Origin of the sequence: Flavobacterium gelidilacus DSM 15343 (assembly GCF_000422685.1) — a bacterium.
GTDB lineage: Bacteria > Bacteroidota > Bacteroidia > Flavobacteriales > Flavobacteriaceae > Flavobacterium > Flavobacterium gelidilacus.
On record NZ_AUGN01000013.1, the window covers coordinates 52574 to 74826 of the forward strand.

At 30.4% G+C, this 22253-nt stretch carries 20 protein-coding genes; 6 read left to right on the forward strand and 14 right to left on the reverse strand.

Annotated elements, in window-relative coordinates; genetic code table 11:
• Positions 1-624 carry an IMPACT family protein gene (locus G507_RS0107780; protein WP_026716976.1) on the forward strand — a complete coding sequence of 208 codons (624 nt, stop codon included), beginning with the start codon at positions 1-3 and terminating at the stop codon, positions 622-624.
• Here the strand turns inward: G507_RS0107780 and G507_RS0107785 are convergent.
• Positions 619-1020 carry an acyl-CoA thioesterase gene (locus tag G507_RS0107785; RefSeq protein ID WP_026716977.1) on the reverse strand — a complete coding sequence of 134 codons (402 nt, stop codon included), beginning with the start codon at positions 1018-1020 and terminating at the stop codon, positions 619-621. The two genes, G507_RS0107780 and G507_RS0107785, sit on opposite strands and share 6 nt — an antisense overlap.
• A 192-nt stretch (positions 1021-1212) precedes the next feature.
• On the opposite strand from G507_RS0107785, the gene dnaA reads away from it, so the two are divergent.
• Genes dnaA through G507_RS0107800 form a run of 3 tightly spaced genes read left to right on the forward strand, consistent with a single transcriptional unit; the run spans position 1213 to position 3901 of the window.
• The gene (dnaA, locus tag G507_RS0107790; protein WP_026716978.1) at positions 1213-2640 is read left to right on the forward strand and encodes a chromosomal replication initiator protein DnaA; all 1428 of its coding nucleotides are present in this window, start codon (positions 1213-1215) and stop codon (positions 2638-2640) included.
• A gap of 4 nt (positions 2641-2644) precedes the next feature.
• Positions 2645-3106: a low molecular weight protein-tyrosine-phosphatase gene (locus G507_RS0107795; RefSeq protein WP_026716979.1), complete on the forward strand. Its 462-nt coding sequence runs from the start codon at positions 2645-2647 to the stop codon at positions 3104-3106.
• A gap of 54 nt (positions 3107-3160) precedes the next feature.
• Positions 3161-3901: an SAM-dependent methyltransferase gene (locus G507_RS0107800; RefSeq protein WP_035665828.1), complete on the forward strand. Its 741-nt coding sequence runs from the start codon at positions 3161-3163 to the stop codon at positions 3899-3901.
• On the opposite strand, the gene G507_RS0107805 is transcribed toward G507_RS0107800, so the two are convergent.
• From G507_RS0107805 to dapF, 5 genes are all read right to left on the reverse strand, one after another.
• Complete coding sequence (locus tag G507_RS0107805; protein ID WP_026716981.1) at positions 3902-4546, reverse strand: peptidoglycan-binding protein LysM; 645 nt, start codon at positions 4544-4546, stop codon at positions 3902-3904.
• 98 nt (positions 4547-4644) lie between these two features.
• Complete coding sequence (locus G507_RS0107810; protein WP_026716982.1) at positions 4645-5562, reverse strand: DUF2279 domain-containing protein; 918 nt, start codon at positions 5560-5562, stop codon at positions 4645-4647.
• Between the two features lie 78 nt (positions 5563-5640).
• On the reverse strand, positions 5641-6684 hold the full coding sequence (mltG, locus tag G507_RS0107815; protein WP_026716983.1) for an endolytic transglycosylase MltG: 1044 nt from the start codon (positions 6682-6684) through the stop codon (positions 5641-5643).
• Positions 6685-6688: 4 nt separating this feature from the next.
• On the reverse strand, positions 6689-7222 hold the full coding sequence (locus G507_RS0107820) for a GNAT family N-acetyltransferase (RefSeq protein WP_026716984.1): 534 nt from the start codon (positions 7220-7222) through the stop codon (positions 6689-6691).
• A 99-nt stretch (positions 7223-7321) separates the two neighbouring features.
• Positions 7322-8104 (reverse strand): diaminopimelate epimerase, encoded by a 783-nt coding sequence (gene dapF / locus G507_RS0107830; RefSeq protein WP_026716985.1) that lies wholly within the window; start codon positions 8102-8104, stop codon positions 7322-7324.
• A 130-nt stretch (positions 8105-8234) separates the two neighbouring features.
• Between dapF and G507_RS0107835 the strand changes: the two genes are divergently transcribed.
• Together G507_RS0107835 and G507_RS0107840 are read left to right on the forward strand one after the other, a co-directional pair.
• The gene (locus G507_RS0107835) at positions 8235-9620 is read left to right on the forward strand and encodes a S1C family serine protease (protein WP_026716986.1); all 1386 of its coding nucleotides are present in this window, start codon (positions 8235-8237) and stop codon (positions 9618-9620) included.
• 131 nt (positions 9621-9751) lie between these two features.
• The gene (locus tag G507_RS0107840) at positions 9752-11200 is read left to right on the forward strand and encodes a glyceraldehyde-3-phosphate dehydrogenase (RefSeq protein WP_026716987.1); all 1449 of its coding nucleotides are present in this window, start codon (positions 9752-9754) and stop codon (positions 11198-11200) included.
• A gap of 54 nt (positions 11201-11254) precedes the next feature.
• On the opposite strand, the gene G507_RS0107845 is transcribed toward G507_RS0107840, so the two are convergent.
• The 8 genes from G507_RS0107845 to G507_RS0107880 all read right to left on the reverse strand — a co-directional run.
• Positions 11255-11770, reverse strand: coding sequence for a TlpA family protein disulfide reductase (locus tag G507_RS0107845; protein WP_026716988.1), 516 nt, complete (start codon positions 11768-11770; stop codon positions 11255-11257).
• A 67-nt stretch (positions 11771-11837) separates the two neighbouring features.
• On the reverse strand, positions 11838-12509 hold the full coding sequence (locus G507_RS0107850) for a Crp/Fnr family transcriptional regulator (RefSeq protein WP_026716989.1): 672 nt from the start codon (positions 12507-12509) through the stop codon (positions 11838-11840).
• Between the two features lie 157 nt (positions 12510-12666).
• Entirely contained in the window at positions 12667-14931 is a 2265-nt protein-coding gene (locus G507_RS0107855; RefSeq protein WP_026716990.1) for an aconitate hydratase, read from the reverse strand.
• A gap of 307 nt (positions 14932-15238) precedes the next feature.
• Positions 15239-16192: an AAA family ATPase gene (locus tag G507_RS0107860; RefSeq protein WP_026716991.1), complete on the reverse strand. Its 954-nt coding sequence runs from the start codon at positions 16190-16192 to the stop codon at positions 15239-15241.
• Positions 16193-16242: 50 nt separating this feature from the next.
• Entirely contained in the window at positions 16243-17613 is a 1371-nt protein-coding gene (locus tag G507_RS0107865) for a peptidylprolyl isomerase (RefSeq protein WP_035665831.1), read from the reverse strand.
• Positions 17597-18448: a hypothetical protein gene (locus G507_RS0107870; RefSeq protein WP_035665833.1), complete on the reverse strand. Its 852-nt coding sequence runs from the start codon at positions 18446-18448 to the stop codon at positions 17597-17599. Before G507_RS0107870 ends, G507_RS0107865 begins: the two co-directional genes overlap by 17 nt.
• Before the next feature lie 2 nt (positions 18449-18450).
• The gene (locus G507_RS0107875) at positions 18451-20421 is read right to left on the reverse strand and encodes a peptidylprolyl isomerase (RefSeq protein WP_026716994.1); all 1971 of its coding nucleotides are present in this window, start codon (positions 20419-20421) and stop codon (positions 18451-18453) included.
• A 165-nt stretch (positions 20422-20586) separates the two neighbouring features.
• Positions 20587-22253 (reverse strand): OmpA family protein (locus G507_RS0107880; protein ID WP_026716995.1); only part of this gene is annotated, 1667 nt, incomplete at its 5' end.

Below are 22253 nucleotides of genomic sequence, written 5' to 3' on the forward strand. Positions count from 1 at the left end.
ATGAGCGAAGCATTAAAAGATACATACAAAACCTTATCAAAACCATCAGAAGAAGTATTGTTCAAAGAAAAAAACAGTAAATTCTTTGGCTATGCTTTTCCTATAAATAATGAAGATGATGTTAAAGAAGCTTTAGAGTTACTGAAAAAGCAACATAATTCAGCTCGACATTTTTGTTATGCCTATCAATTGGGAACAGAAAGCATATCATATAGAGTCAACGATGATGGCGAACCTAACAATAGCGCAGGAATGCCTATTTATGGCCAAATTCAATCTTTTGATGTCACTAATATATTAGTTGTAGTTATTCGTTATTTTGGTGGTGTTAAATTAGGTGTTGGAGGATTAATTAGTGCTTATAAAACTGCTGCTCAAATGGCTTTTGAAGTTGCCGATATTGTTGAAAAAACAATTGATGTTCATTTCATCATTTCTTTTGACTATAAGAACATGAATAAAGTCATGCGAATTATTAAAGAAAAAAACATCGAAATGGTTTCACAAACAATGGAAATGAGTTGTGAAATTGAAATTGCAACAAGAAAAAAAAATGCCGAAAATATATTCGACATTTTTAACTCAATTTATGAAATTATCATTAAAGAAAAGGTATCATTATAAATTTGATATTTTTTCTTTTACATAGCTAGGAGGAACTGTGGGTTTACCAGTTTTCATGTCTACAAAAACTAACATTGAGTAGCCAGTTGTTAATAACTCTTGTTTGTCGTTATAAATCTCATAGTCAAATTCTATCTTAACAGAGGTTTGACTTTTAAAGACCGTTTTTATCGTTAAAAGGTCATCGTAACGTGCTGGTTTTTTATAATTTACAGTTAAAGAAACAACAGGAAGCATAATTCCATTTTCTTCCATCCATTTATAGGAAACCCCCATGTTTCTTAACCATTCCACACGACCCATCTCAAAATACTGGGCATAATTACCATGATAAACTACTCCCATTTGATCTGTTTCTGCATACCTTACTCGTACAGTAAATTGATATTCTTTCATATATAAATTATGTTAATTTTTTTCATTACATTTGTTAATGAGCTTACGACATTTTTTTTTAGTAATCAACCCCCTTTTAATTTTTTTTATTAAAAAAATGTTCACATATTTGTTCTCCCGAAAATCGAGACACATATTTGTTGAAATCAACAAAGAAAAATTAATAAAAACATCACTAATAGAATTGAATTTATGGCTAGAACTGCGCAATCAGTATGGGAAAACTGTTTAGATTTTATAAAAGATAACATTCAAGATCAAGCTTTTAAAACTTGGTTCGAACCTATCAAATCAGTTGAACTAACCGACAACGCACTATATATTCAAGTTCCTAGTAAATTCTTTTATGAATGGCTAGAAGAACATTATGTTAAATTATTAAAAGTAGCTCTTACAAAAGAGCTTGGTCCATCGGCAAAGTTACTATATAAAATCAAAATGGAAAATACTTATGGTAATAATGTTCCTTATACAGAACAATTACCTAGCTCCCAACGTTCAAGCGTTAAGCCACAAGAAGTTGATTTTCCTATTGTAAATAAAAATGCTGAACTAAGAAATCCTTTCGTGATTCCTGGTATCAGAAATTTAAAGATTGAATCTCAATTAAATCCAAATTATAGTTTTGACAATTTCCTTGAAGGTGATTCAAACAGATTGGCACGTAGTGCTGGTATGGCTGTAGCTAACAAGCCTGGAGGAACATCATTTAATCCTCTTTTAATTTTTGGTGGTGTTGGATTAGGTAAAACGCATTTAGCTCACGCTATAGGTGTTGAAATCAAAGATAAATATCCTGAAAAAACAGTTTTATATATTTCGGCTGAAATTTTCACACAACAATATATAGATTCCGTTAAGAAAAACACTAGAAATGATTTCATTCACTTCTATCAATTAATTGACGTTTTAATTATTGATGATGTTCAATTCTTATCTGGAAAATCAGGAACTCAAGATGTATTCTTCCATATTTTTAATCATTTACATCAAAATGGAAAGCAAGTAATTCTTACTTCTGACAAGGCACCAATTGACATGCAAGATATCGAACAACGTTTGTTATCACGTTTCAAATGGGGACTTTCTGCAGAATTACACCAACCAGATTACGAAACTAGAGTTTCTATCTTGAAGAATATTCTTTACAGAGATGGTGTAGAGATGCCTGATGAAATTATTGAATATGTTGCCAAAAATATAAAATCGAATGTTAGAGAATTAGAAGGAGCAATTATTTCTTTAATTGCACAATCTTCATTTAACAAAAGAGAAATAACCGTTGAATTAGCTAAACAAATTGTAGAGAAATTTGTTAAGAATGTAAAACGTGAAATTTCTATAGACTATATTCAAAAAGTTGTTTCAGAATATTTTCAATTGGATTTAGATATTTTACAGTCAAAAACTAGAAAAAGACATGTGGTTCAAGCGCGTCAATTAGCTATGTTTTTTGCTAAAAAATATACTAAAAATTCACTAGCAAATATTGGTTCACAAATTGGAGATAGAGATCATGCTACTGTACTTCATGCTTGTAAAACAGTTGACAACTTAGTTTCTACTGACAAGCAATTCAAGAAATTTGTAGAAGATATCAACAAGAAATTATCATTATAAAATGATGGTTAAAGTTGTAATGGTTTGCCTTGGAAACATTTGTCGTTCTCCGTTGGCAGAAGGAATCTTACAATCAAAAGTTAATAAGAATATTTTTGTTGATAGTGCTGGAACTGCAAATTACCATGTTGGTGAATTACCAGACAAACGATCCATAGCTGTGGCAAAAATCCATGGAATTGATATTACAAATCAACGTTGCAAACACTTTACTTCAAAACATTTTGAAGAATTTGATGCTATTTATGTAATGGATAAATCCAATTATGAAAATGTAATTAAATTAGCTTCTTCGGAAAAAGACAAACAAAAAGTCAAGTTAATTTTAAACGAATTATACCCAAATCAAGACCTAGAAGTTCCTGATCCTTATTATGGTGGCGAAGATGGTTTTGAAAATGTTTATCAAATGCTCGACAAAGCTTGTGATGTTATTGCAAAAAACTTAAGAACTGATTCAAAATAGATTTCTATTTGCTTTACAAATTACTTACTTTTGTAAGGAATCAATATTTTTAATATGAAACCTATTCAACTTTTAGGAAAACTTTATTTAATTCCGTGTACATTATCAAATCCTGGTGAAACTACAGTTGTTCCAGAGGATGTTTTGCCACAAAGCATTAAAAGAACAATAGATTTTATAGACTATTATATTGTTGAAAACGAAAAAACAGCTAGACGCTTTATTAAAAGTATTCATCCAGAAAAGAAGCAACCTTCTTTAAATATTTCATTATTAAACAAACACACTGATGTTTCCGATTATAATGAAATGATTAAACCTTTGCTAGATGGAAATAATATTGGTTTATTAAGCGAATCAGGTTGTCCTGGTGTTGCAGATCCTGGTGCGGTAATAGTAAAACTAGCACACGAAAAAGGAATTCAAGTTATTCCTTTAGTTGGACCAAGTTCAATTTTGTTGGCTGTTATGGCTAGCGGAATGAACGGACAAAGTTTTGCTTTCAATGGCTATTTACCTATTGATAAGAATGAGAAAAAAGTAGCTATAAAGAGTTTAGAACGATTGTCATTTGAGAAAAACCAATCACAATTATTTATAGAAACTCCGTATAGAAATAATAAAATTTTTGAAGATATTTTACAAGCCTTACAACCAAATACACATTTATGCGTAGCTTGTGATATTACTTTGCCTACTGAATTTATCAAAACAAAAACAGTAAAAGAATGGCAAAAAAATAAGGTCGATTTACATAACCGACCTTGCATTTTTATTATTCATAAAATGAATTAATTAATTCATTTTTACTTTTGCATTTCTATCTGCTTTAATATGAGAAATATCGTAGGATGCAAATTTCTTGATATAACTTCTTAAAGAAGTTCCAAATCCATCTTTAAATCCATTATGACCATTACTTCTTAAGTATTTTTTCACAGAACCTGCACCACTTAAATGAGCGGCTGCGATAATTCCTGATTCAGTTATTTCAACCCCATTCATAACTCTTCCGCTATAAGTTTCAATTTCTTTACGCAATTCCCATTTGTTTTTAGCAACTAAGGCTTTAAAAGCTTTATCCTGAATAGAAACATTGTTTAAAAAATTTTGAAAATCATAAACACCAACAGCTCTTAATGTGCTTTTACCAAATTGGTATTTACCCATGTAACCATAAGGGTTAACTAAAGTACTTTTTCCTCTTGATTCCTTGTAAGCAATTGCTTGTCTAAATCCGATATAAGTTTTTCCTACATAAGGAATTTTAGTCAGAAATTCGAATTCTTCTGTTTCACCTTCTGTAGGAACATGGTAATTAATTACCTCATCTTCCTCTAAATGAAACCCTTCAACTTTATCAATTTTAAAACTACTAAAGCCAACTATTGCCAAAGTAAGTGAACTTAATAAACCTGTAAAAAATATAAATTTTTTCATTTTTTTTCTTTAAACAGAAATGCAAAACACTTCTGTAAATTGAGCCTGCAAATATACAAAAAATATTATACAATTGATTTACAGTGTGTTAAATTTTTCTAAAAGAAGAATCCGTAAGCCCTAAAGTCCTTATTAGAATTGAGTTGCAGCGTTGGAGCAGGTATTTTTATGGTGTTAAAAATAGAAAAAACTGTCTTTAAAAAGTGTGAGTTTGTTTCGATTTTCGTCAAGTCAACGTCAAAACTTAAGTAAAACTGACGATATTCGTTTTGAATATATCCATTTGTAAAAGCATCATCTTTTGTTCCAAACAACATTCCAGAACCACCATAACCAATAGCCAAATTTAACCATTTGGGTACAAATTCTAATTTTGTAAAGGAATATATATTGAAAGACAACCAATAATTTTGTCCATTATAATCTTTTAAGACTTGTTCTAATGCTGTTTCCCCTAAAGTATTTGGCCTTAATGATGGGAAATTTGTTTTATGATAAGAAAATTTTGGTGTGATGCGTTGTTCCTTCCAAAGTAATTCTTGCGAAACATATAAGGCCGTTCCTGATACATTTGCAATAATATCTCCTGAGGAAGCTCCCCATTCAGAAGAATATCCGTCAAAGACCTCAACAACTGTTAGAAATCCTAAACCTATTGTTGAACCATAAATTAATTGTTCTTTTTTTGAAGCACCAGACCATTCTAAAGCCTCTGCTCCCATTCTACCTAAATGATACGAGGAATACATGTGCCCCATTTTATCCATTTGAAGCCATTCTTCATTATCGTTGATAAAATGAAATTTAGATTTATCGTAATCTTTGTACCAAAGTTGGTTTAGACCAATAAGAGTTGTCCCTAAAACAGCAGCTTCTGTAATATAAACAGTAGTTTTTCTACTTGAATTTAAAGAATCTGAAGGTGTTAAAAACTGATTTATTTTTGATTGAGAAAAACTACTTGCACTAATAAATACAAAAAAGAGTAACTTACTTAGCCCCGATGGGAATGGCATCCTTTTTTGTTTTTTTAACAAAAAAGATAGAATGGACAGCGGGAAAATGGATTCTAAGTCAGCTCTAGCCATTTGCTTCTAACGATTAATCCCTAATTTAGTAACCCATTCAGCATATTTTCTAGCATTAACTTGATGTGCAGCATAATTAGAAGCAAAATCGTGATAACCCATTCGATCAACACTTGCACAAAAATAAATATAATCGTGTTTTTCTGCATTTAAAACTGCATCAATTGCAGAAATATCTGGCATTGCAATTGGTCCAGGAGGCAAACCTAAATTGATATATGTATTATAAGGTGAAATCGTTCCTTGTGTATCTTTACTATAAACGCGTTTAATGACTTGATCAAAATCTCCAGAAGCTTTTTTCATGGCAAAAATAACAGTTGGATCAGCTTGTAAGGGCATATTTTGTTCTAAACGATTTAGGTAAACTCCAGCTATTCTTGGTCTTTCATCAATTTTTGCAGTTTCTTTATGTACAATTGAAGCTAAAACAGAAACTTGAATTGGTGTCAAATTTTTATTTAAAGCTTTCGATATTCTTTCTTCGTTCCAGAATTTTTTATATTCAGAAGCCATTTTGTCTGCAATTTTATCGGCAGAAGTATTCCAGTAAAACTCATAAGTATTTGGAATAAACATCGCTAAAATAGTATCATCATCAAATCCGTTTGTTTCCATAAATTCTGGATTTGTGAACGCTTTCATTAGTGAAGTACTGTCTGGTTCCATTTGAGTAGCTAGTCGTTGTGCTAATTTACCCAATGTTTCTTGGTTGTTAAAAGCTAATTTCACAGGCACATTGCTCTTCATTGCTCTTACTATATCAAAACTTGTCATGTTTTTTTTAAGTAAAAACTTGCCTTCTTTAACATTGGAAGCATAATCTCTTTTTTGAGCTACAAAATCAAACTTATCCATATCCTTTACAAAAGGACTAACAATTTCTTTTACTTGTTCATATGTTGAATTTGAAGGAACATACACAAAAACTTCTTTTTGGTTAAAAGTAGTATTTGCTGTAAATGCCTTATTATATACATAAAAAGTAATGATTCCAGCAATAACAATTCCGACAACTGCAATTATTGCGATTAATTTTTTAAAGTTCAAAGTATTAATATTTTGTGTTAATTAATTGATACAAAGCTTCATCTTTATAGAGATTATTGACTTTATTCCATTGTTTTTTTATTCCGATTAATTCGAAGCCAAATTTAGCAAAAAGTGCTATACTGATTTCATTTTCTGTACCAATATTTGCATAAAGTTGATTTAATTGTAAATGTGTGAAACAATAGTTGATTAAAAGTTGTAACGCTTCTGAACCAATTCCGTTTTCTCTGTTGCTTGTTTGGTGAATTATTATTCCAATTCCTGCTCGGTTATTTGTTGGGTCGAAATCAAACAAATCTATTAATCCTAATGCTTCATCAGAATCATTTAGACAAATAGCTAAACGCAATTGCTTGGCTTCATAAATATCTTGATGAGCATTTTCTAAATATTGTTTTATTAGAAATCTACTATAAGGAGTTTGTGTATTACTTACCTTCCAAATAGATTCGTCATTCTCTATACTGTAGATAAATGCTAAATCTTCTGGCTCAAGTGCTCGTAAATAAATACTATTTCCTTTTAGGGTTGTCAAACTATTATTCGTCTTTTTTCTTCATTAATATAGCTATTGCCACACCAATTACTATCATTATTAAAACCAAAAATATCACAAAAATTGCCATCATAACTTTTAACTGTTTATTGTTCCTTCAAAAACAAAAGTTGCTGGCCCAATTAAAAACACGTTAGTGAATTTATTGTTCTCAACATCAAATTTTACTTTCAACTTTCCGCCTTCAACATTTAAATTTATTTCTTTACTTGAAGATTTTCCTGTTTTATACATTGCAATTGCTACAGCAGTTACACCTGTTCCGCAAGACAATGTTTCATCTTCAACACCACGTTCATAAGTTCTTACTGAAAAAATGTTATTTTCTAATTGCTTTACAAAGTTAACATTACTTCCTGCATTTCCATATAAATCAGAATATCTAATTTTTGAACCTTCGCTTTTTACTTCAAAATTTTGCAAATCATCCACTAAAGTAACATGATGTGGTGAACCTGTATTCAAAAAAGTATAATTATTTTCAACTTTTATATCGTCAACATCTGTCATTTGAAGAGAGACTATTCCATCTTTATTAATTGTTGCAAAATGCAAGCCATCAACAGCTTCGAAAGTTGCTTCGTCTAAAATAACATTCATTTGTTTGGCAAAAGATACTAAACATCTTCCACCGTTTCCACACATTGAACTTTCGTTTCCATCTGAATTATAATAAACCATTTTAAAATCTAACTCAGCATGATTTTCTAATAGAATTAAACCATCAGCACCAATTCCGAATCGCCTATCGCACAAGTAGGCAATAAGTTTGGTATCATTTTTGGGAAAGGTATCTTGACGGTTATCAATCATGACAAAGTCATTTCCAGTACCTTGATATTTGTAAAAAAGTATTTTCATAAAAATTTTGTTAATGCAAAAGTACAAATATTAATAAGATGTTAAACATTGTTAATCGAGCGTTAAACCAATTTTATATAAAATTATATATATGTAATTTTAACCTATTAATTATTTAAATAAAAAAAGAATGAAAAAATTTGGAAGTTTATTATTGCTATCCCTTATGAGTGGTGCTATTACATTGGGAGCTTATAAATTATTTTTTGATTCGTCAAAAACTAATGGTATAACTCTAGCAGCGCCAAATTATGCAAAAAATGTTAGTTTAGCTGCAGAAAATATAGATTTTACTGCAGCCGCAGAAAGCACAGTTCATAGTGTTGTTCACGTTAAAAACATGACTACACAAAGAGTTTACAGTGATCCTTTTGCCTATATGTTTGGAAACGGAAGAAGTCAGACACAAGAACAATATCAAGTTGGAACTGGTTCTGGTGTTATCATTAGTGAAGACGGATTTATCGTTACAAACAATCACGTTATTCAAAACGCAAATGAACTGGAAGTTACGCTAAATAACAATAAAAGTTACAAAGCAAAATTAGTTGGTACTGATTCTAAAATGGATATTGCTTTGTTAAAAATAGAATCTGATGAAAAATTACCTTTTGCTGTTTTTGGAGATTCAGAAGAGATTAAAGTTGGCGAATGGGTTTTAGCTGTAGGAAATCCATACAACCTTACGTCAACAGTTACAGCTGGAATTGTTTCAGCAAAAGCAAGAAATCTTGGTAATGAAGGCATTCAGTCTTTTATTCAAACTGACGCAGCTGTAAACCCAGGAAATAGTGGTGGTGCTTTAGTAAACACTAGAGGAGAATTAATTGGAATCAACACTATGATTTCTTCTCCAACAGGAAGTTATGCAGGGTATTCGTTTGCTGTTCCTTCCAATTTAACTCGAAAAATTATTGAAGACTTAATGCAATTTGGAAACGTACAAAGAGGCGTTTTGGGTATTGAAGGTGGTGAATTAAATTCAAAATTCGCAGATGAATTGGGTATAAAACAAACACAAGGGTTTTATGTAAATAAAGTCACTAAAAATTCAGGAGCTGAAAAAGCTGGTTTATCTAAAGGAGATATTATTGTACAATTAGATACTAAAAAAATTAATAGCTTTTCAGAATTAACAGCTTATGTAAATACAAAAAGACCAGATGATGTCATTGAAGTAAATGTATTGCGTGATGGAAAACAAAAAATACTTCCTGTTAAATTGACAAAAAGGGAAATGCTTAATTACGAATTTAATGGAATAGAGTTTGAAGATATTGATGCAACAGATAAAAAACAGTTTAGAATAAGTGAAGGAATTAAAATTAAAAAAGTAAACAATCCAGAATACCTAGAATATGGTGAAATACTTAATGATGCAATAATTTTAAGTATTGATGGGCAAAAAATAAAAGATATGGAAACCGCTTCTCGTTATCTAGCTAAAAAAGAAAATCAGAAAGCTCGTTATCAAATAATTGCCAAAAACGGTCAAATGTATAGCATTATAATGTAATTCATTTTGAAAACCAGCTCTTTTTAAATGAGCTGGTTTTTTTATTGTAAAAAATACTTAAAAAGCTTTACGAAAACGTTTGAAATCTATATTTTTGCTCCAAATTAAAACACACAACTATATTTTTAATTATGAGTAGCAACAATTTATACGAAAAAGAAGTTTCTTTTCAGGCTGACAGAAGAAAGGCTGGAGTAGAATTCATTAAAATTATTAGTGATTTATGGTATGATAAATCTATCGAACTAGTATTATTTAGAAATCAATTAATTGATAGAAACGTAAGTGCCATCATTAATTTACATGAATATGCTGGTGCTTTTGTTCAAAAACCAATTAATATTTTTGATTCAGTTGAAATTGCTGAAGCTATAAATAGTTTAGACTTACCGCCTTCAAAAATTGATATTGGTAAATTAACGTATGAATATCATTTAGAAGATGATAAATATAACGACGCAAAAGCCTTTGTGATAGACAAATTAAAAGACGCAAAAGCAACTTCAGAAATTAAGCCAAAAGATGTAGTTCTTTATGGATTTGGTAGAATTGGTCGTTTATTAGCTCGTGAAATGATGAGCAAAATAGGAAAAGGGCAACAATTACGATTACGTGCTATAGTAACAAGAGACAAAAGTGACGCAACTGTATTGGAAAAAAGAGCTTCTTTATTAAGATACGATTCAGTTCATGGTGATTTTGAAGGTTCAGTTGAAGCTGATGTTGAAAATAATGCATTAATCATTAATGGAACAACCGTTCATATGATTACAGCAAAAGGTCCAGAAGAAATCGATTATACAAAATACGGAATTGATGACGCTTTAGTCATTGATAATACTGGTGCTTTTACAACTGAAGAAGCATTAAAAAGACATATGACTTCAAAAGGAGTTAGTAAAGTTTTATTAACTGCTCCAGGAAAAGGTGTTCCAAATATTGTTTATGGTGTAAATCATGAAGAATACAATCCAGATACAGTTGATATTTTCTCAGCTGCTTCTTGTACAACAAATGCAATTACTCCAATTCTAAAAGCTGTTGAAGATACTTTAGGTGTTGTAAAAGGACATTTGGAAACTATTCATGCTTATACAAACGACCAGAATTTGGTTGATAATATGCATAACAAATATAGACGTGGAAGAGCTGCTGCTTTAAACATGGTAATTACAGAAACTGGTGCTGGTGCTGCTGTTGCAAAAGCACTACCAAATTTAGCTGGAAAACTTACTTCAAATGCAATTCGTGTTCCTGTTCCAAATGGTTCATTAGTAGTATTGAATCTAGAAGTTGGAAAAGAAACTTCAATAGAAGAAGTAAACAACATTATGAAAAAATATGCTCTTGAAGGTAAATTAGTAGAGCAAATTAAATATTCATTAAACAACGAGCTAGTCTCATCTGATATTGTTGGAACTTCTGCTCCTTCAATTTTTGATAGTAATGCTACAATCGTTTCTGGAGATGGAAAAAATATAGTTTTATACGTTTGGTATGATAACGAATATGGTTATAGTCACCAAGTAATTCGTTTAGCAAAATACGTTTCAAAAGTAAGACGTTATACTTACTATTAGTAGTTAATTTTAATTCAAAACTAAAAATCCGTTCTAAGTTAGAACGGATTTTTTTTATTTTAATAAATCATCAATTGTTTTTCTTAAAGTCTCGGAATTCCAATTTGCAACTCCTTCGTGATTCATTACAATTCTTCCGGTTTTGCTTATTAAGTAAGATTTAGGTAATTTTCCAAAAACTAAAGGCCTTAAAGGGGTGGAACCAATATAATAATTTGGGAATACTAAGTTATTATCCTTGATATATTTTCTAACATTTGGCTGAGTATCATCTGTTATAAAATAAAACTCAACTTTTAATTTATAATCATCATACAATTGTTCCATAATCTTTATATCTGCTGAAACATCTTTATCTGTTGTGTTCCAGTAATGAAGAAATACCACTTTATTTTGATTGGCATATAAATTAATTGTTCTTCCTGTGGATTCAATTAACCTTAAATCATAAGACGAGAGAACATCTTGTTTTTCAAATGGAATTAAAGTTGGTTCAGGAAAATTAGAACCTGAGTCTGAACAACTAAATAAACCTAGACAAATTAACAAAACGACTAAATACTTTTTCATTGTAATTTTTATTTCAAAATTAGCAAAAAAACATCCTAGAATGAAATTCTAAATGCTTTTAATTTACCTATTTTTTAAGTTTTTTTAAAGTGATTTCTTTTCTATCAAAGTCTAAATAATCTTCTTCTTTCAATTCGTTTAATAAAATATTTAACGTTGGTCTCGAAGTTCCAATTAAAGTTGCCATTTCTTTTTGAGTATAAGGTTGTCTTATTATCATATCACCTGTAACAACATTTTCATAACCAAAATCTTCACTTAACTCTTTTATAAATTCTTTTAATCTGGTTTTGGTATCTTTAAACAAAAGCAATTGAAGTCTTCGTTCTAATTTCTTAAATCGAAATCCAATAAATTTATATATTTTGACACTAAATTCTTTATTTTCCCGAAGTAAATCTATCATCATCTCAGTAGTTATTGGACAAATTGAAGTTTCAGAATCAATAACCTGAGCGAATTCATTTCTCTTTTCTTCGCCCAAAATGGCTTTCTCTCCAAATATTTCACCTTTCGATAAAATAGCTGTTATTATTTCTTCACCTTCATCAGTAACATATCCAATTTTTACTTTTCCTGTCGTTATCAAGTAAATTTTATCCGCACTATCCTCTTCAAAATAAACAAAATCATTTTTTTTATAATGATCAAACTCATGAGAATCTTTATAATCCTTAAATTGGTGTGGACAAAGTATTGTAAATAAGTTTACATCATCTAAAAACCAAATTGTTTTCATAGGTTATTTTTTTATTGGTTTTAAAAAATATTTGCTATACCGTTGGTGAATATCACATTAAATATTTTCGTTTTCAATCAAAGTTAAGAAATTAAAGAACATAAAAAAACTCCCTAACTTTTATTTAAGAAAGGGAGTTTTAAATTATTTGAATTATTTAAGCTAAACCAGCTGCAATTAAATTTAAAGCAGAACCAGCTTTGAACCATTCAATTTGACCTTCATTATAAGTATGATTTGCCATTATTGTATCTTTCGAACCATCAGCATGAACAAATTCTAGCGTTAATGGTTTTCCGGGAGCAAATGCTGTAAGATCTAAGAAGTTAATAGTATCATCTTCCTGAATCTTATCATAATCTGCTTCATTAGCAAATGTTAAACCTAACATCCCTTGTTTTTTAAGGTTAGTTTCGTGAATACGAGCAAATGATTTTACTAAAACCGCCTCAACACCTAAGAATCTAGGTTCCATAGCTGCGTGTTCTCTAGAAGAACCTTCACCATAATTATGATCTCCAACTACTATTGAAGGAACACCAGCTGCTTTGTATGCTCTTGCAGTTGCAGGAACAGTATCAAAACCACCTGTTAATTGATTCTTAACTTTATTAGTTGCTTGTCCAAATGCATTTACAGCACCAATCAACATATTGTTAGAAATATTATCTAAATGTCCTCGGAAACGTAACCATGGTCCAGCCATAGAAATGTGATCAGTAGTACATTTACCAAATGCTTTTATTAGTAATTTTGCACCTGTGATGTTTTTTCCATCCCAAGGAGTAAAAGGAGCTAATAATTGAAGTCTGTCTGAAGTTGGAGAAACAACTACTTGCACTTTACTTCCATCTTCTGCTGGAGCTTGAAAACCTGCATCTTCGACATCAAAACCTTTTTTAGGTAGTTCATCTCCGTAAGGCGTTTTTAGCATTACTTCTTCTCCTTTATCATTGATTAAAGGATCCGTTAAAGGGTTAAAGTCTAATCTTCCTGAAAGTGCTAAAGCAGCAACCATTTCTGGCGAAGTAACAAAAGCATGTGTGTTTGGATTTCCATCAGCACGTTTAGAGAAATTTCTATTGAATGAATGAACAATAGTGTTTTTTTCTTCTTTGTTTGCACCTTCTCTATCCCATTGACCAATACATGGTCCACAAGCGTTTGTAAATACTTTCGTTCCAAGTTTTTCGAAAGTTGCTATAATTCCATCTCTTTCAATTGTATATCGAATTTGTTCAGAACCTGGATTAATTCCGAATTCAGCTTTTGGAGAAATTCCGTTATCAATTGCTTGTTGAACAATTGAAGCAGCTCTAGACATATCTTCATAAGAAGAGTTTGTACAAGAACCAATTAATCCCCATTCTACTTTAATTGGCCAGCCATTAGCAGCAGCTTCTTTTTTCATTTGAGAAACTGGAGTTCCTCTATCTGGAGTAAATGGTCCGTTAATATAAGGCTCAAGTTCAGAAAGATTAATTTCGATAACTTGATCAAAGTAAGTTTCAGGATTTGCATAAACTTCTGAATCAGCAGTTAAATAATCTGCTACTGTATCAGCTGCAGCAACAACATCTTTACGACCAGTTGCGTTTAAATATCTTCTCATTGAATCATCGTATCCAAAAGTTGAAGTTGTAGCTCCAATTTCTGCACCCATGTTACAAATTGTACCTTTACCAGTGCAAGACATTGAAGTTGCACCTTCACCAAAATATTCTACAATTGCACCTGTTCCTCCTTTTACAGTAAGAATATCAGCTACTCTTAGGATAACATCTTTTGGTGCAGTCCAACCTGATAATTTACCAGTTAATTTAACTCCAATTAATTTTGGAAATTTTAATTCCCATGACATTCCTGACATTACATCTACTGCATCTGCTCCACCAACACCAATGGCTAACATACCTAGTCCACCAGCATTTACTGTATGTGAATCTGTACCAATCATCATTCCACCTGGAAATGCGTAATTTTCTAATACAATTTGGTGAATAATTCCAGAACCTGGTTTCCAAAAACCGATTCCATATTTATCTGAAACTGATGATAAGAAATCAAAAACTTCTTTTGATTGATCATTAGCTAATGCTAAATCTTTTTTAGCACCATCTTTTGCTAAAATTAAGTGATCACAGTGAACAGTCGTTGGAACTGCTACTGTTTTTTTGTTTGCATGCATAAATTGCAACAATGCCATTTGCGCTGTTGCATCTTGACAAGCTACTCTATCTGGAGCAAAATCAACATAATCTTTTCCTCTTGAAAAAGCTTGAGTTGGATTACCTTCCCATAAATGTGAGTATAAAATCTTTTCTGACAATGTAAGTGGACGACCAACTAGCTCACGAGCTTTATCAACTCTTTCTGCCATAGTTGCGTATACTTGTTTAATCATTTCTATATCAAATGCCATAGTATAAGTAAATTAATTAGATTGTTATTTTTAAGTGGAACAAATTTAATAAATCTTAACGAGAATTGAAAATTTTTAATAAAATCTTAATTTAGAAGAATTATTATTTGTCAACTAGTGCTTTTAATGAATATTTTTCAAAAAAACGGCCTTAAATTTCGTTTTTACTGTTTTTCGCTTTAAAAAATATCAATTTAATAAAATCAACTAGCTCTTTTTATTAATTTGACAATAAGCTAAAATTCAACACCCATATGAAATTGAAAAAAAATACAAATAAAAAATAATTAAAATAAAAAAAGCTGTTTTAAAACAGCTTTTCAATTATCATTTCTTCCGAAATTCCTTCGGCATCTGCCTTGTAGTTCTTGACAATTCTATGTCTTAATATTCCTTTTGCTACTGCTTTTACATCTTCTATATCTGGAGAATATTTACCGTTGAATGCAGCGTTTGCTTTTGCTGCTAAAATTAAATTTTGTGAGGCTCTTGGTCCTGCACCCCAATCTATATATGTTTTTACAAAATCAGTTGCTAAAGCATTGTCCGGTCTTGTTTTGCTAACTAGAGTAACAGCATATTCAATTACATTATCTGCAACAGGAATTTTACGAATTACATTTTGAAAATCTATAATTTCTTGAGCAGTAAACAATGAATTCACAACCGGTTTATGGTCAGAAGTTGTTGCCTTAACCACATCTATTTCTTCTTGAAAACTTGGGTAATCTAATTTAATAGCAAACATAAAACGGTCTAATTGTGCTTCTGGCAAAGGATAGGTTCCTTCTTGCTCAATTGGATTCTGGGTTGCTAATACAAAATAAGGTAAATCTAACTTATAATTATGTCCTGCTACTGTAACCGAACGCTCTTGCATAGCTTCTAAAAGAGCAGCTTGTGTTTTTGGTGGCGTTCTATTGATCTCATCAGCTAGGATAATGTTTGAGAAAACTGGCCCTTTTAAGAATTTAAACTGACGGTTTTCATCTAAAATTTCACTTCCTAATATATCTGAAGGCATTAAATCTGGTGTAAACTGAATTCTTTTAAAATTCAAACCTAGAGCTTGCGCTATTGTATTAACCATTAAAGTCTTTGCCAAACCAGGTACACCAACTAAAAGAGCATGTCCACCAGAAAAAATACTTAAAATTATTTGGTTTACAACTTCATCTTGACCTATAATTACTTTGGCAACTTCTCTTTGAAGTTCAGCTTTTTTTTCAACCAATCGTTTTAATGCTTCAACGTCTGACATATAGTTTTTAGTTTTCTAATATTGTGTTTAAATCTCTAAAGTACAAAAAATTATTTAACCTCTTTCTTTAACCAATCACTTGCAAAAGTACAATCGCGATATTCACCATTAACTTTAATATAAGTTTGTGTGATTTTTTCTTTTGTCCATTTTCCAATAGTTGAAATTTGTTTGTCTTTTAAAGCAATGTCTTTAATTTTGATAAAATCTTTAGAAAAATCAGCAAGATGTTCTTGGGTTTTTTCGTTAACTGTAATTATTTTGAAAAATTTTCCTTCACCAGGTATTTCCTCTAAAATAACTCTTGAGATTTCATTTGTTTGTAATTCAGAAATTTCATTATACAACGATGGATCTAATTTTGTAAGTTCAAATTTAGCTTCTAATGTTTTTGGGTTTAAAACAATTCCTCCATTATTTCTAGTTTCTTTGTCTTCCGATAAAGATTTTGCTGCAGCAGAGAATGTAAGCTCTTTGTTTAGAATTTTAGCTCTAATGTTTTCTATTCTAGTTTTTGCTTCAGCTAATGCTTCATCGCTAACTTTTGGTGACATTAAAATGTGTCTTAATTCTACTTCTTGACCTAAAATTTTCTCAACTTTTATAATATGATATCCGTAAACAGTTTCAAATGGTTCGGATATTTCACCTTCTTGTAATGTAAAAGCAACATCCTTAAATTCTTTTACAAACTGTGTTTTTTTATTTATTTTATAATAACCACCATTTGGAGCAGAAGCTCTGTCTTCTGTATAAAGAACGGCTTTTGTTGTAAAACTTGTTCCATTTTCCAATACATCTTGTTTAATTTCTTTCAGCTTTTTAATTACTTTTTGTTTTTCCTCTTCAGACACAATTGGTTTAATGACTAATTGTGCAATTTCGACTTCGGAACCAATTGTTGGAATTTCGTCTTTTGGAATTTTATTGAAGAAAGTTCTCACTTCTTCTGGAGTAATTTCAATTTTATCAATTATTTTTCTGTTCATACCTTGAACAAGTTTGTTCATTTTAATGATATCAAAGAAGTAATTTTTAAAATCGTCAACATTCTTTTTGTTATAATATTTCACAACCTTATCAATTCCTCCTAGTTGCTCACTCATTACGCTTACTTGTTCATCCATGAAACCTCTCACTTCTTCATCAGTAACAACTATACTATCTTCTACAGCATGATGAGCGTAAAGTCTATCTTCTAAAAGTTTTCCTAGCAATTCACATCTAGAAACATCTTTACTAGAAATTCCATTAGCTCTTAATTCAATAAGCATTAAGTCAATATCAGAATCTAACACTACGTAGTCACCCACAACTGCTGCTACTCCATCAATTTTTTGTTTTTTAGGCTGAGCATGTAATGTAGTCACAGCTAAAATGATAAGTACAAAAAGTGCTTTAAATTTACTTGTATATTTCATATTTCTTGTCTTTAAGAGCATCTGTTGTGATGTCTTTTTGATATTTATTTATTAATTCTGTTTTTCTTTTATTAAGGATAACTTTTTTTAACGTTGGTTTTATGTATTGAAAAGGAGAAACTTGATTTTTTTCAATAAAATTGGATGTCCTGATTAAATACATATCTGTTGAATCGGCAAATTTAACTGTTTTTCCTGCTATTATGTAATTTTCTTTATTTTCTACATTGATAACTGGCAGCTTTTCATAGACTTGATTCATGTCTATCCAAATAGAGTCATTAAAAGCATAACTTTTAAATTCAATTGTACTGTTTCTTAGTGACTCTTTATTCTCTTTACTGGCATTAACAAACTTATTTGAAAGTACGCTAAGTTTAGGATTACTTTTATTAATTTGAATATAACTCATTTTAACGAGTGCTACATTTGTTTTAAAATTTTCCTTGTTTTTCTCGTAATATGTTTTTAAATCATTTTCACTTACTAAAGTATCAAATGATTTGTAAACTAATTGTTCTATGTAAGCTTTAGTGTATAAATCCTTTTTATATTGTTCTACTAATTTATTTAATTCAGTTTGTTTTTCGTCTGAAAGATTTAACTCCGCTGCATTAAATAGTAATTTTTGTGAAGCCCAACGATCTATATAATCATTTACAATAATTATGCTATCTTTTTTTGAAGTTCCAGCTGGCACCAAACCTTTGATATCTTCCTTATAAAGATTTGAATTATTAACTCTTGCTATAGCTACATTATCAACCACAGTCGCTCCTTTTTTACAAGAAACAAAAAACGTAAGCATAACTAAAAACAAGAATTTAAATTTCATATTTATTTTTCCAAATGATTTTTAACTTTTTCTAAAACATCTTTATTTACTTTAATGTCTACATTTTTTTTCAATTCTGACACCCAATTTACTTCTAAAAATTGTTGGTAATCATTTATAACTCTACCTCTTGCTTCTAAAAAGTCTTTTGGTTCTGATGGCAAGACCTTTGTAGTATTTAAAAAGAAATAATAATCCCCTTCTTTTACTATTTCAGATATTCCTTTATTTAATGAAGCGTTTTTAGGAAGTGTTTTATCATCATCTTCATAAATTCCTTTCTGGATCATTATATTTACTTTTCCTTCAGCATTTAGCTTACTTTTAATATATTCTGAATCTTTTCCTTTCTTAGCATATTTTAATGCTTTTTCTATATCCGATTTGTTTGAAGAAGAGTAAACTTCTGTTTCAACTCTTTTCTTCCATTTGTAATTATCTATATGATCTAAATAAAATTGTTTTTGACCAATTGTATCCGATTTAGAACGCTCCCAAATTTCTTTTTCCATTAGATCAAACAACAATAAACCGTCTCTATATTCGTCCATTATGTACTTAAACTCAACAAACTCATTTTCTAAATGATCATCATAATATTCATTTAATTTAACATCAACATATTGACCATACAAATGATCTACTAAATTATTGACTGGTTTAATCTGAAGATTTTGTTTTTGTTGTTCTTGAATATATTGTAAAAAAGAAGATGCGTTTAGTTTGACATCGTTATTAATTTCAACTAATTTTTTGTTATTAGCTTTTATAACTTCAGGAGAAACTTCCCAAGTTTGTTTGTAGAAATTATCATTTACAAGTTTTTTCACAGCTTCTAATACTTTTTTATCTGTTGAAACTGGATATTTTTTCTTTAATTTCTCGGTAAGAGAAGAAGAAATTAGTTTTGAACGATCGTCTCTTCTAATTTTATTTTCTAATTCATTTTTAGACTCTTCATAAGTACTTACTGGATGTTTGTCAATAAGTTTAACTATGTGCCATCCAAATTGTGTTTTGAAAGGCTTTGAAACATCGTTATTGCTTTTTAATGAGAACGCTATGTCTTCAAATTCACCCGAACTTAATTGTCCTCTTCCAAAACGCTGTAAAACTCCACCTTTACTTGAAGATGATTTGTCTTCAGAAAATTGTTGTGCTAAAGCTTCAAACTTTTCACCTTGTTGTATTTTTTGATAAATTTCATCAATAGTCTTTTTAGATAAATCGTTTCCGTTTTCATCTTTTTTATCTAACACCATTATATGTGCAACAGTAACTTCACCTTTGTTATCTCTTTGATCAACAACTTTAATTATATGATATCCAAAACGTGTTCTTATTGGTTTTGAAATAGTACCTTTTGTTGTTTTAAATGCTGCACTTTCAAAAGGATAAACCATTCTAAATACCGAAAAATAACCTAAATCACCTTTATTGTCTTTCGCTGATGGATCTTGTGAATATTTTACGGCTGCATCCTCAAATGACATTCCTTTTTTGATTTCATCCACAACTTTAACCGCCTCATTGTAAGCTTTCAATGTATCTCCTGGCAACGCATTTTCGTCTACTAAAATTAAAATATGTGAAGCTTTTATTTCTTTTAGGGAACGTTCATAAGCTTCTTCTGTTAAGGCTTTTGTAACTTTAGAATCACTGGTGTAATTTTTCGAAAGTTGTGTTCTATATGATTTTAACTCATTTTGATATTTTAAACTATTTTGCAAACCTACCTTGTAAGCTTTATCAACTTTAAGTTTATATCCTAAAAACAAGTCGAAATACACATCAATATCTTTTTGTGAATCGTCTTTAACTAAATCTAAGTTTTTATTATAAACTCTGATAAATTCATCTGTATAATATGGTTTATCGTCAATTGAGAAAAGTACTTCTTTTTTTACTTCTTGCGAAAAAACATTGCTAAACTGCAATAGGAATAGTAATCCAAAAACAAATTTATTTTTCATATCCACTTTAAATAATTATCTTATTATTGTTACAATCAACAAAAATAATAATTCATAGCTATTAATCAAGAATTACTTAATGTATTAACATAAAATTATAGCGAATAAAAAAACCATCTCAAAAACGAGATGGTATTTTTATATTAATCTATCCTTATTTCTTGTTTACATTTCTAAAACAATAAACTCACTTCGTCTATTTTTTTGGTGTTCTTCTTCAGTACATTCTACACCATCAGCACATTGATTTATTAATTGTGTTTCTCCGTATCCACGACCTGTTAAACGGTCTTTGGAGATTCCTTGTTTTATTAACCAATTAATAGTTGATTTAGCTCTTCGGTCAGACAATCTTTCGTTATACTCATGTGTTTGACGACTATCAGTATGCGAACGAACATCAACTTTCATCTTTGGGTGATCATTCATTACTTCAACTAATAGAGCTAATTGAGCTGCTGCGTCTTTTCTGATGTATGATTTATCTAAATCAAATAGAATATTTTTAATTTGTAACGTCTCTGCTAAATCGGTTCCAGTAGTAATTTGTTTTCTGTTTTTCTCTAACGGAATTTCAACAAATGTTTCTCCTGTTTTCTCTGCTGTGTGAACTGGTTTTTCGTTTGATGAATATCCATTGATTCCGGTTACACGAACCGTATAATCTTTATCACATTCAATTTTATCTTTCTCAAAAGTGTATTTTCCGTTTTCATCTGCAAAAACTTGTTCAATTGTTTGCATGTTCTCATCCATTAAGGTGATTTGCGCATTTGGAATAACTGCTCCTGTTTCTTGATCTACCACCGCAATGGCCAATGTTTGTTCACATTTATATGGCAACGGAATGTTTTCTTTAAACTTATAAATATCATCATATCCTTGTCCACCTTCTCTATTGGAGGTAAAGAAACCGAATTTTGTTTGCGTATCGATTAGAAAAGCAAAGTCATCATCTTTACCATTTACTGGTGCTCCAACGTTATGTACTTCCTTAAAAGTTCCATCTTCTTCCATTTTTGATACGAAGATGTCTAAACCTCCAAGACCTAATTGTCCGTCTGAGGCAAAGTACAATTCGTTTTCATCACTTATAAACGGAAAAGTTTCTCTGGCTTCTGTATTGAATACGGCTCCAAGATTTTCGGGTTCTCCATAACTATCTCCATCAATTGACACTTTGTATAAATCAGATGCTCCAAGAGTTCCTGGCATATCTGAGGCAAAGTATAACGTTTTATCGTCTGGTGAAAGTGCTGGATGCGCTACACTATATTCATTGCTATTGAAAGGCAATTCGACTACATTTCCCCATTTATCGTCAACTAAAGTTGCTTTTAATATTTTTAATAGCATTACTTTTTCGCCACTTCTTCCCTTTTTACCATCAACATAATTGTTTCGGGTAAAGTACATTGTTTTTCCATCTTTAGTAAAAACAGGTGTTGATTCGTGAAACTTTGAATTGGTAGATTTTGAGAATTTATCTGCTTCTTGTAAATTTCCATCGCCACCTACTTTTGATTGATACAAATTAGTAAACGATTGGTTGGTCCATTTGTGTTTTCTACTAAAAACGCCTCCTGTATCTCTTGCTGAAGCAAATACTAATTCTTCTCCATAAAAAGCAGAACCATAATCAGAGTATTTTGAATTGATTGCTCCTGCATTTTCAACTGAATAGCGTCCTGAGTTTTCTTCAATAATTTCTAAATAGTTTTTCTTTGCCTCATACTTTTGTGCACGGCTATCATCACCTTTTGATTGGTTAAATTTCTCTAACATTTCATTAGCTTTAGTATATTCTCCTAATGATTTTAAGGCTTGTGAAT

What these genes read in the sequence shown, in the direction of transcription:
- G507_RS0107780 (WP_026716976.1), top strand. Translation starts at nt 1, where the DNA reads ATGAGCGAAGCATTAAAAGATACATACAAAACCTTATCAAAACCATCA.
- G507_RS0107785 (WP_026716977.1), bottom strand. Translation starts at nt 1,020, where the DNA reads ATGAAAGAATATCAATTTACTGTACGAGTAAGGTATGCAGAAACAGAT.
- dnaA (WP_026716978.1), top strand. Translation starts at nt 1,213, where the DNA reads ATGGCTAGAACTGCGCAATCAGTATGGGAAAACTGTTTAGATTTTATA.
- G507_RS0107795 (WP_026716979.1), top strand. Translation starts at nt 2,645, where the DNA reads ATGGTTAAAGTTGTAATGGTTTGCCTTGGAAACATTTGTCGTTCTCCG.
- G507_RS0107800 (WP_035665828.1), top strand. Translation starts at nt 3,161, where the DNA reads ATGAAACCTATTCAACTTTTAGGAAAACTTTATTTAATTCCGTGTACA.
- G507_RS0107805 (WP_026716981.1), bottom strand. Translation starts at nt 4,546, where the DNA reads ATGAAAAAATTTATATTTTTTACAGGTTTATTAAGTTCACTTACTTTG.
- G507_RS0107810 (WP_026716982.1), bottom strand. Translation starts at nt 5,562, where the DNA reads ATGCCATTCCCATCGGGGCTAAGTAAGTTACTCTTTTTTGTATTTATT.
- dapF (WP_026716985.1), bottom strand. Translation starts at nt 8,104, where the DNA reads ATGAAAATACTTTTTTACAAATATCAAGGTACTGGAAATGACTTTGTC.
- G507_RS0107835 (WP_026716986.1), top strand. Translation starts at nt 8,235, where the DNA reads ATGAAAAAATTTGGAAGTTTATTATTGCTATCCCTTATGAGTGGTGCT.
- G507_RS0107840 (WP_026716987.1), top strand. Translation starts at nt 9,752, where the DNA reads ATGAGTAGCAACAATTTATACGAAAAAGAAGTTTCTTTTCAGGCTGAC.
- G507_RS0107845 (WP_026716988.1), bottom strand. Translation starts at nt 11,770, where the DNA reads ATGAAAAAGTATTTAGTCGTTTTGTTAATTTGTCTAGGTTTATTTAGT.
- G507_RS0107850 (WP_026716989.1), bottom strand. Translation starts at nt 12,509, where the DNA reads ATGAAAACAATTTGGTTTTTAGATGATGTAAACTTATTTACAATACTT.
- G507_RS0107855 (WP_026716990.1), bottom strand. Translation starts at nt 14,931, where the DNA reads ATGGCATTTGATATAGAAATGATTAAACAAGTATACGCAACTATGGCA.
- G507_RS0107860 (WP_026716991.1), bottom strand. Translation starts at nt 16,192, where the DNA reads ATGTCAGACGTTGAAGCATTAAAACGATTGGTTGAAAAAAAAGCTGAA.
- G507_RS0107865 (WP_035665831.1), bottom strand. Translation starts at nt 17,613, where the DNA reads ATGAAATATACAAGTAAATTTAAAGCACTTTTTGTACTTATCATTTTA.
- G507_RS0107870 (WP_035665833.1), bottom strand. Translation starts at nt 18,448, where the DNA reads ATGAAATTTAAATTCTTGTTTTTAGTTATGCTTACGTTTTTTGTTTCT.
- G507_RS0107875 (WP_026716994.1), bottom strand. Translation starts at nt 20,421, where the DNA reads ATGAAAAATAAATTTGTTTTTGGATTACTATTCCTATTGCAGTTTAGC.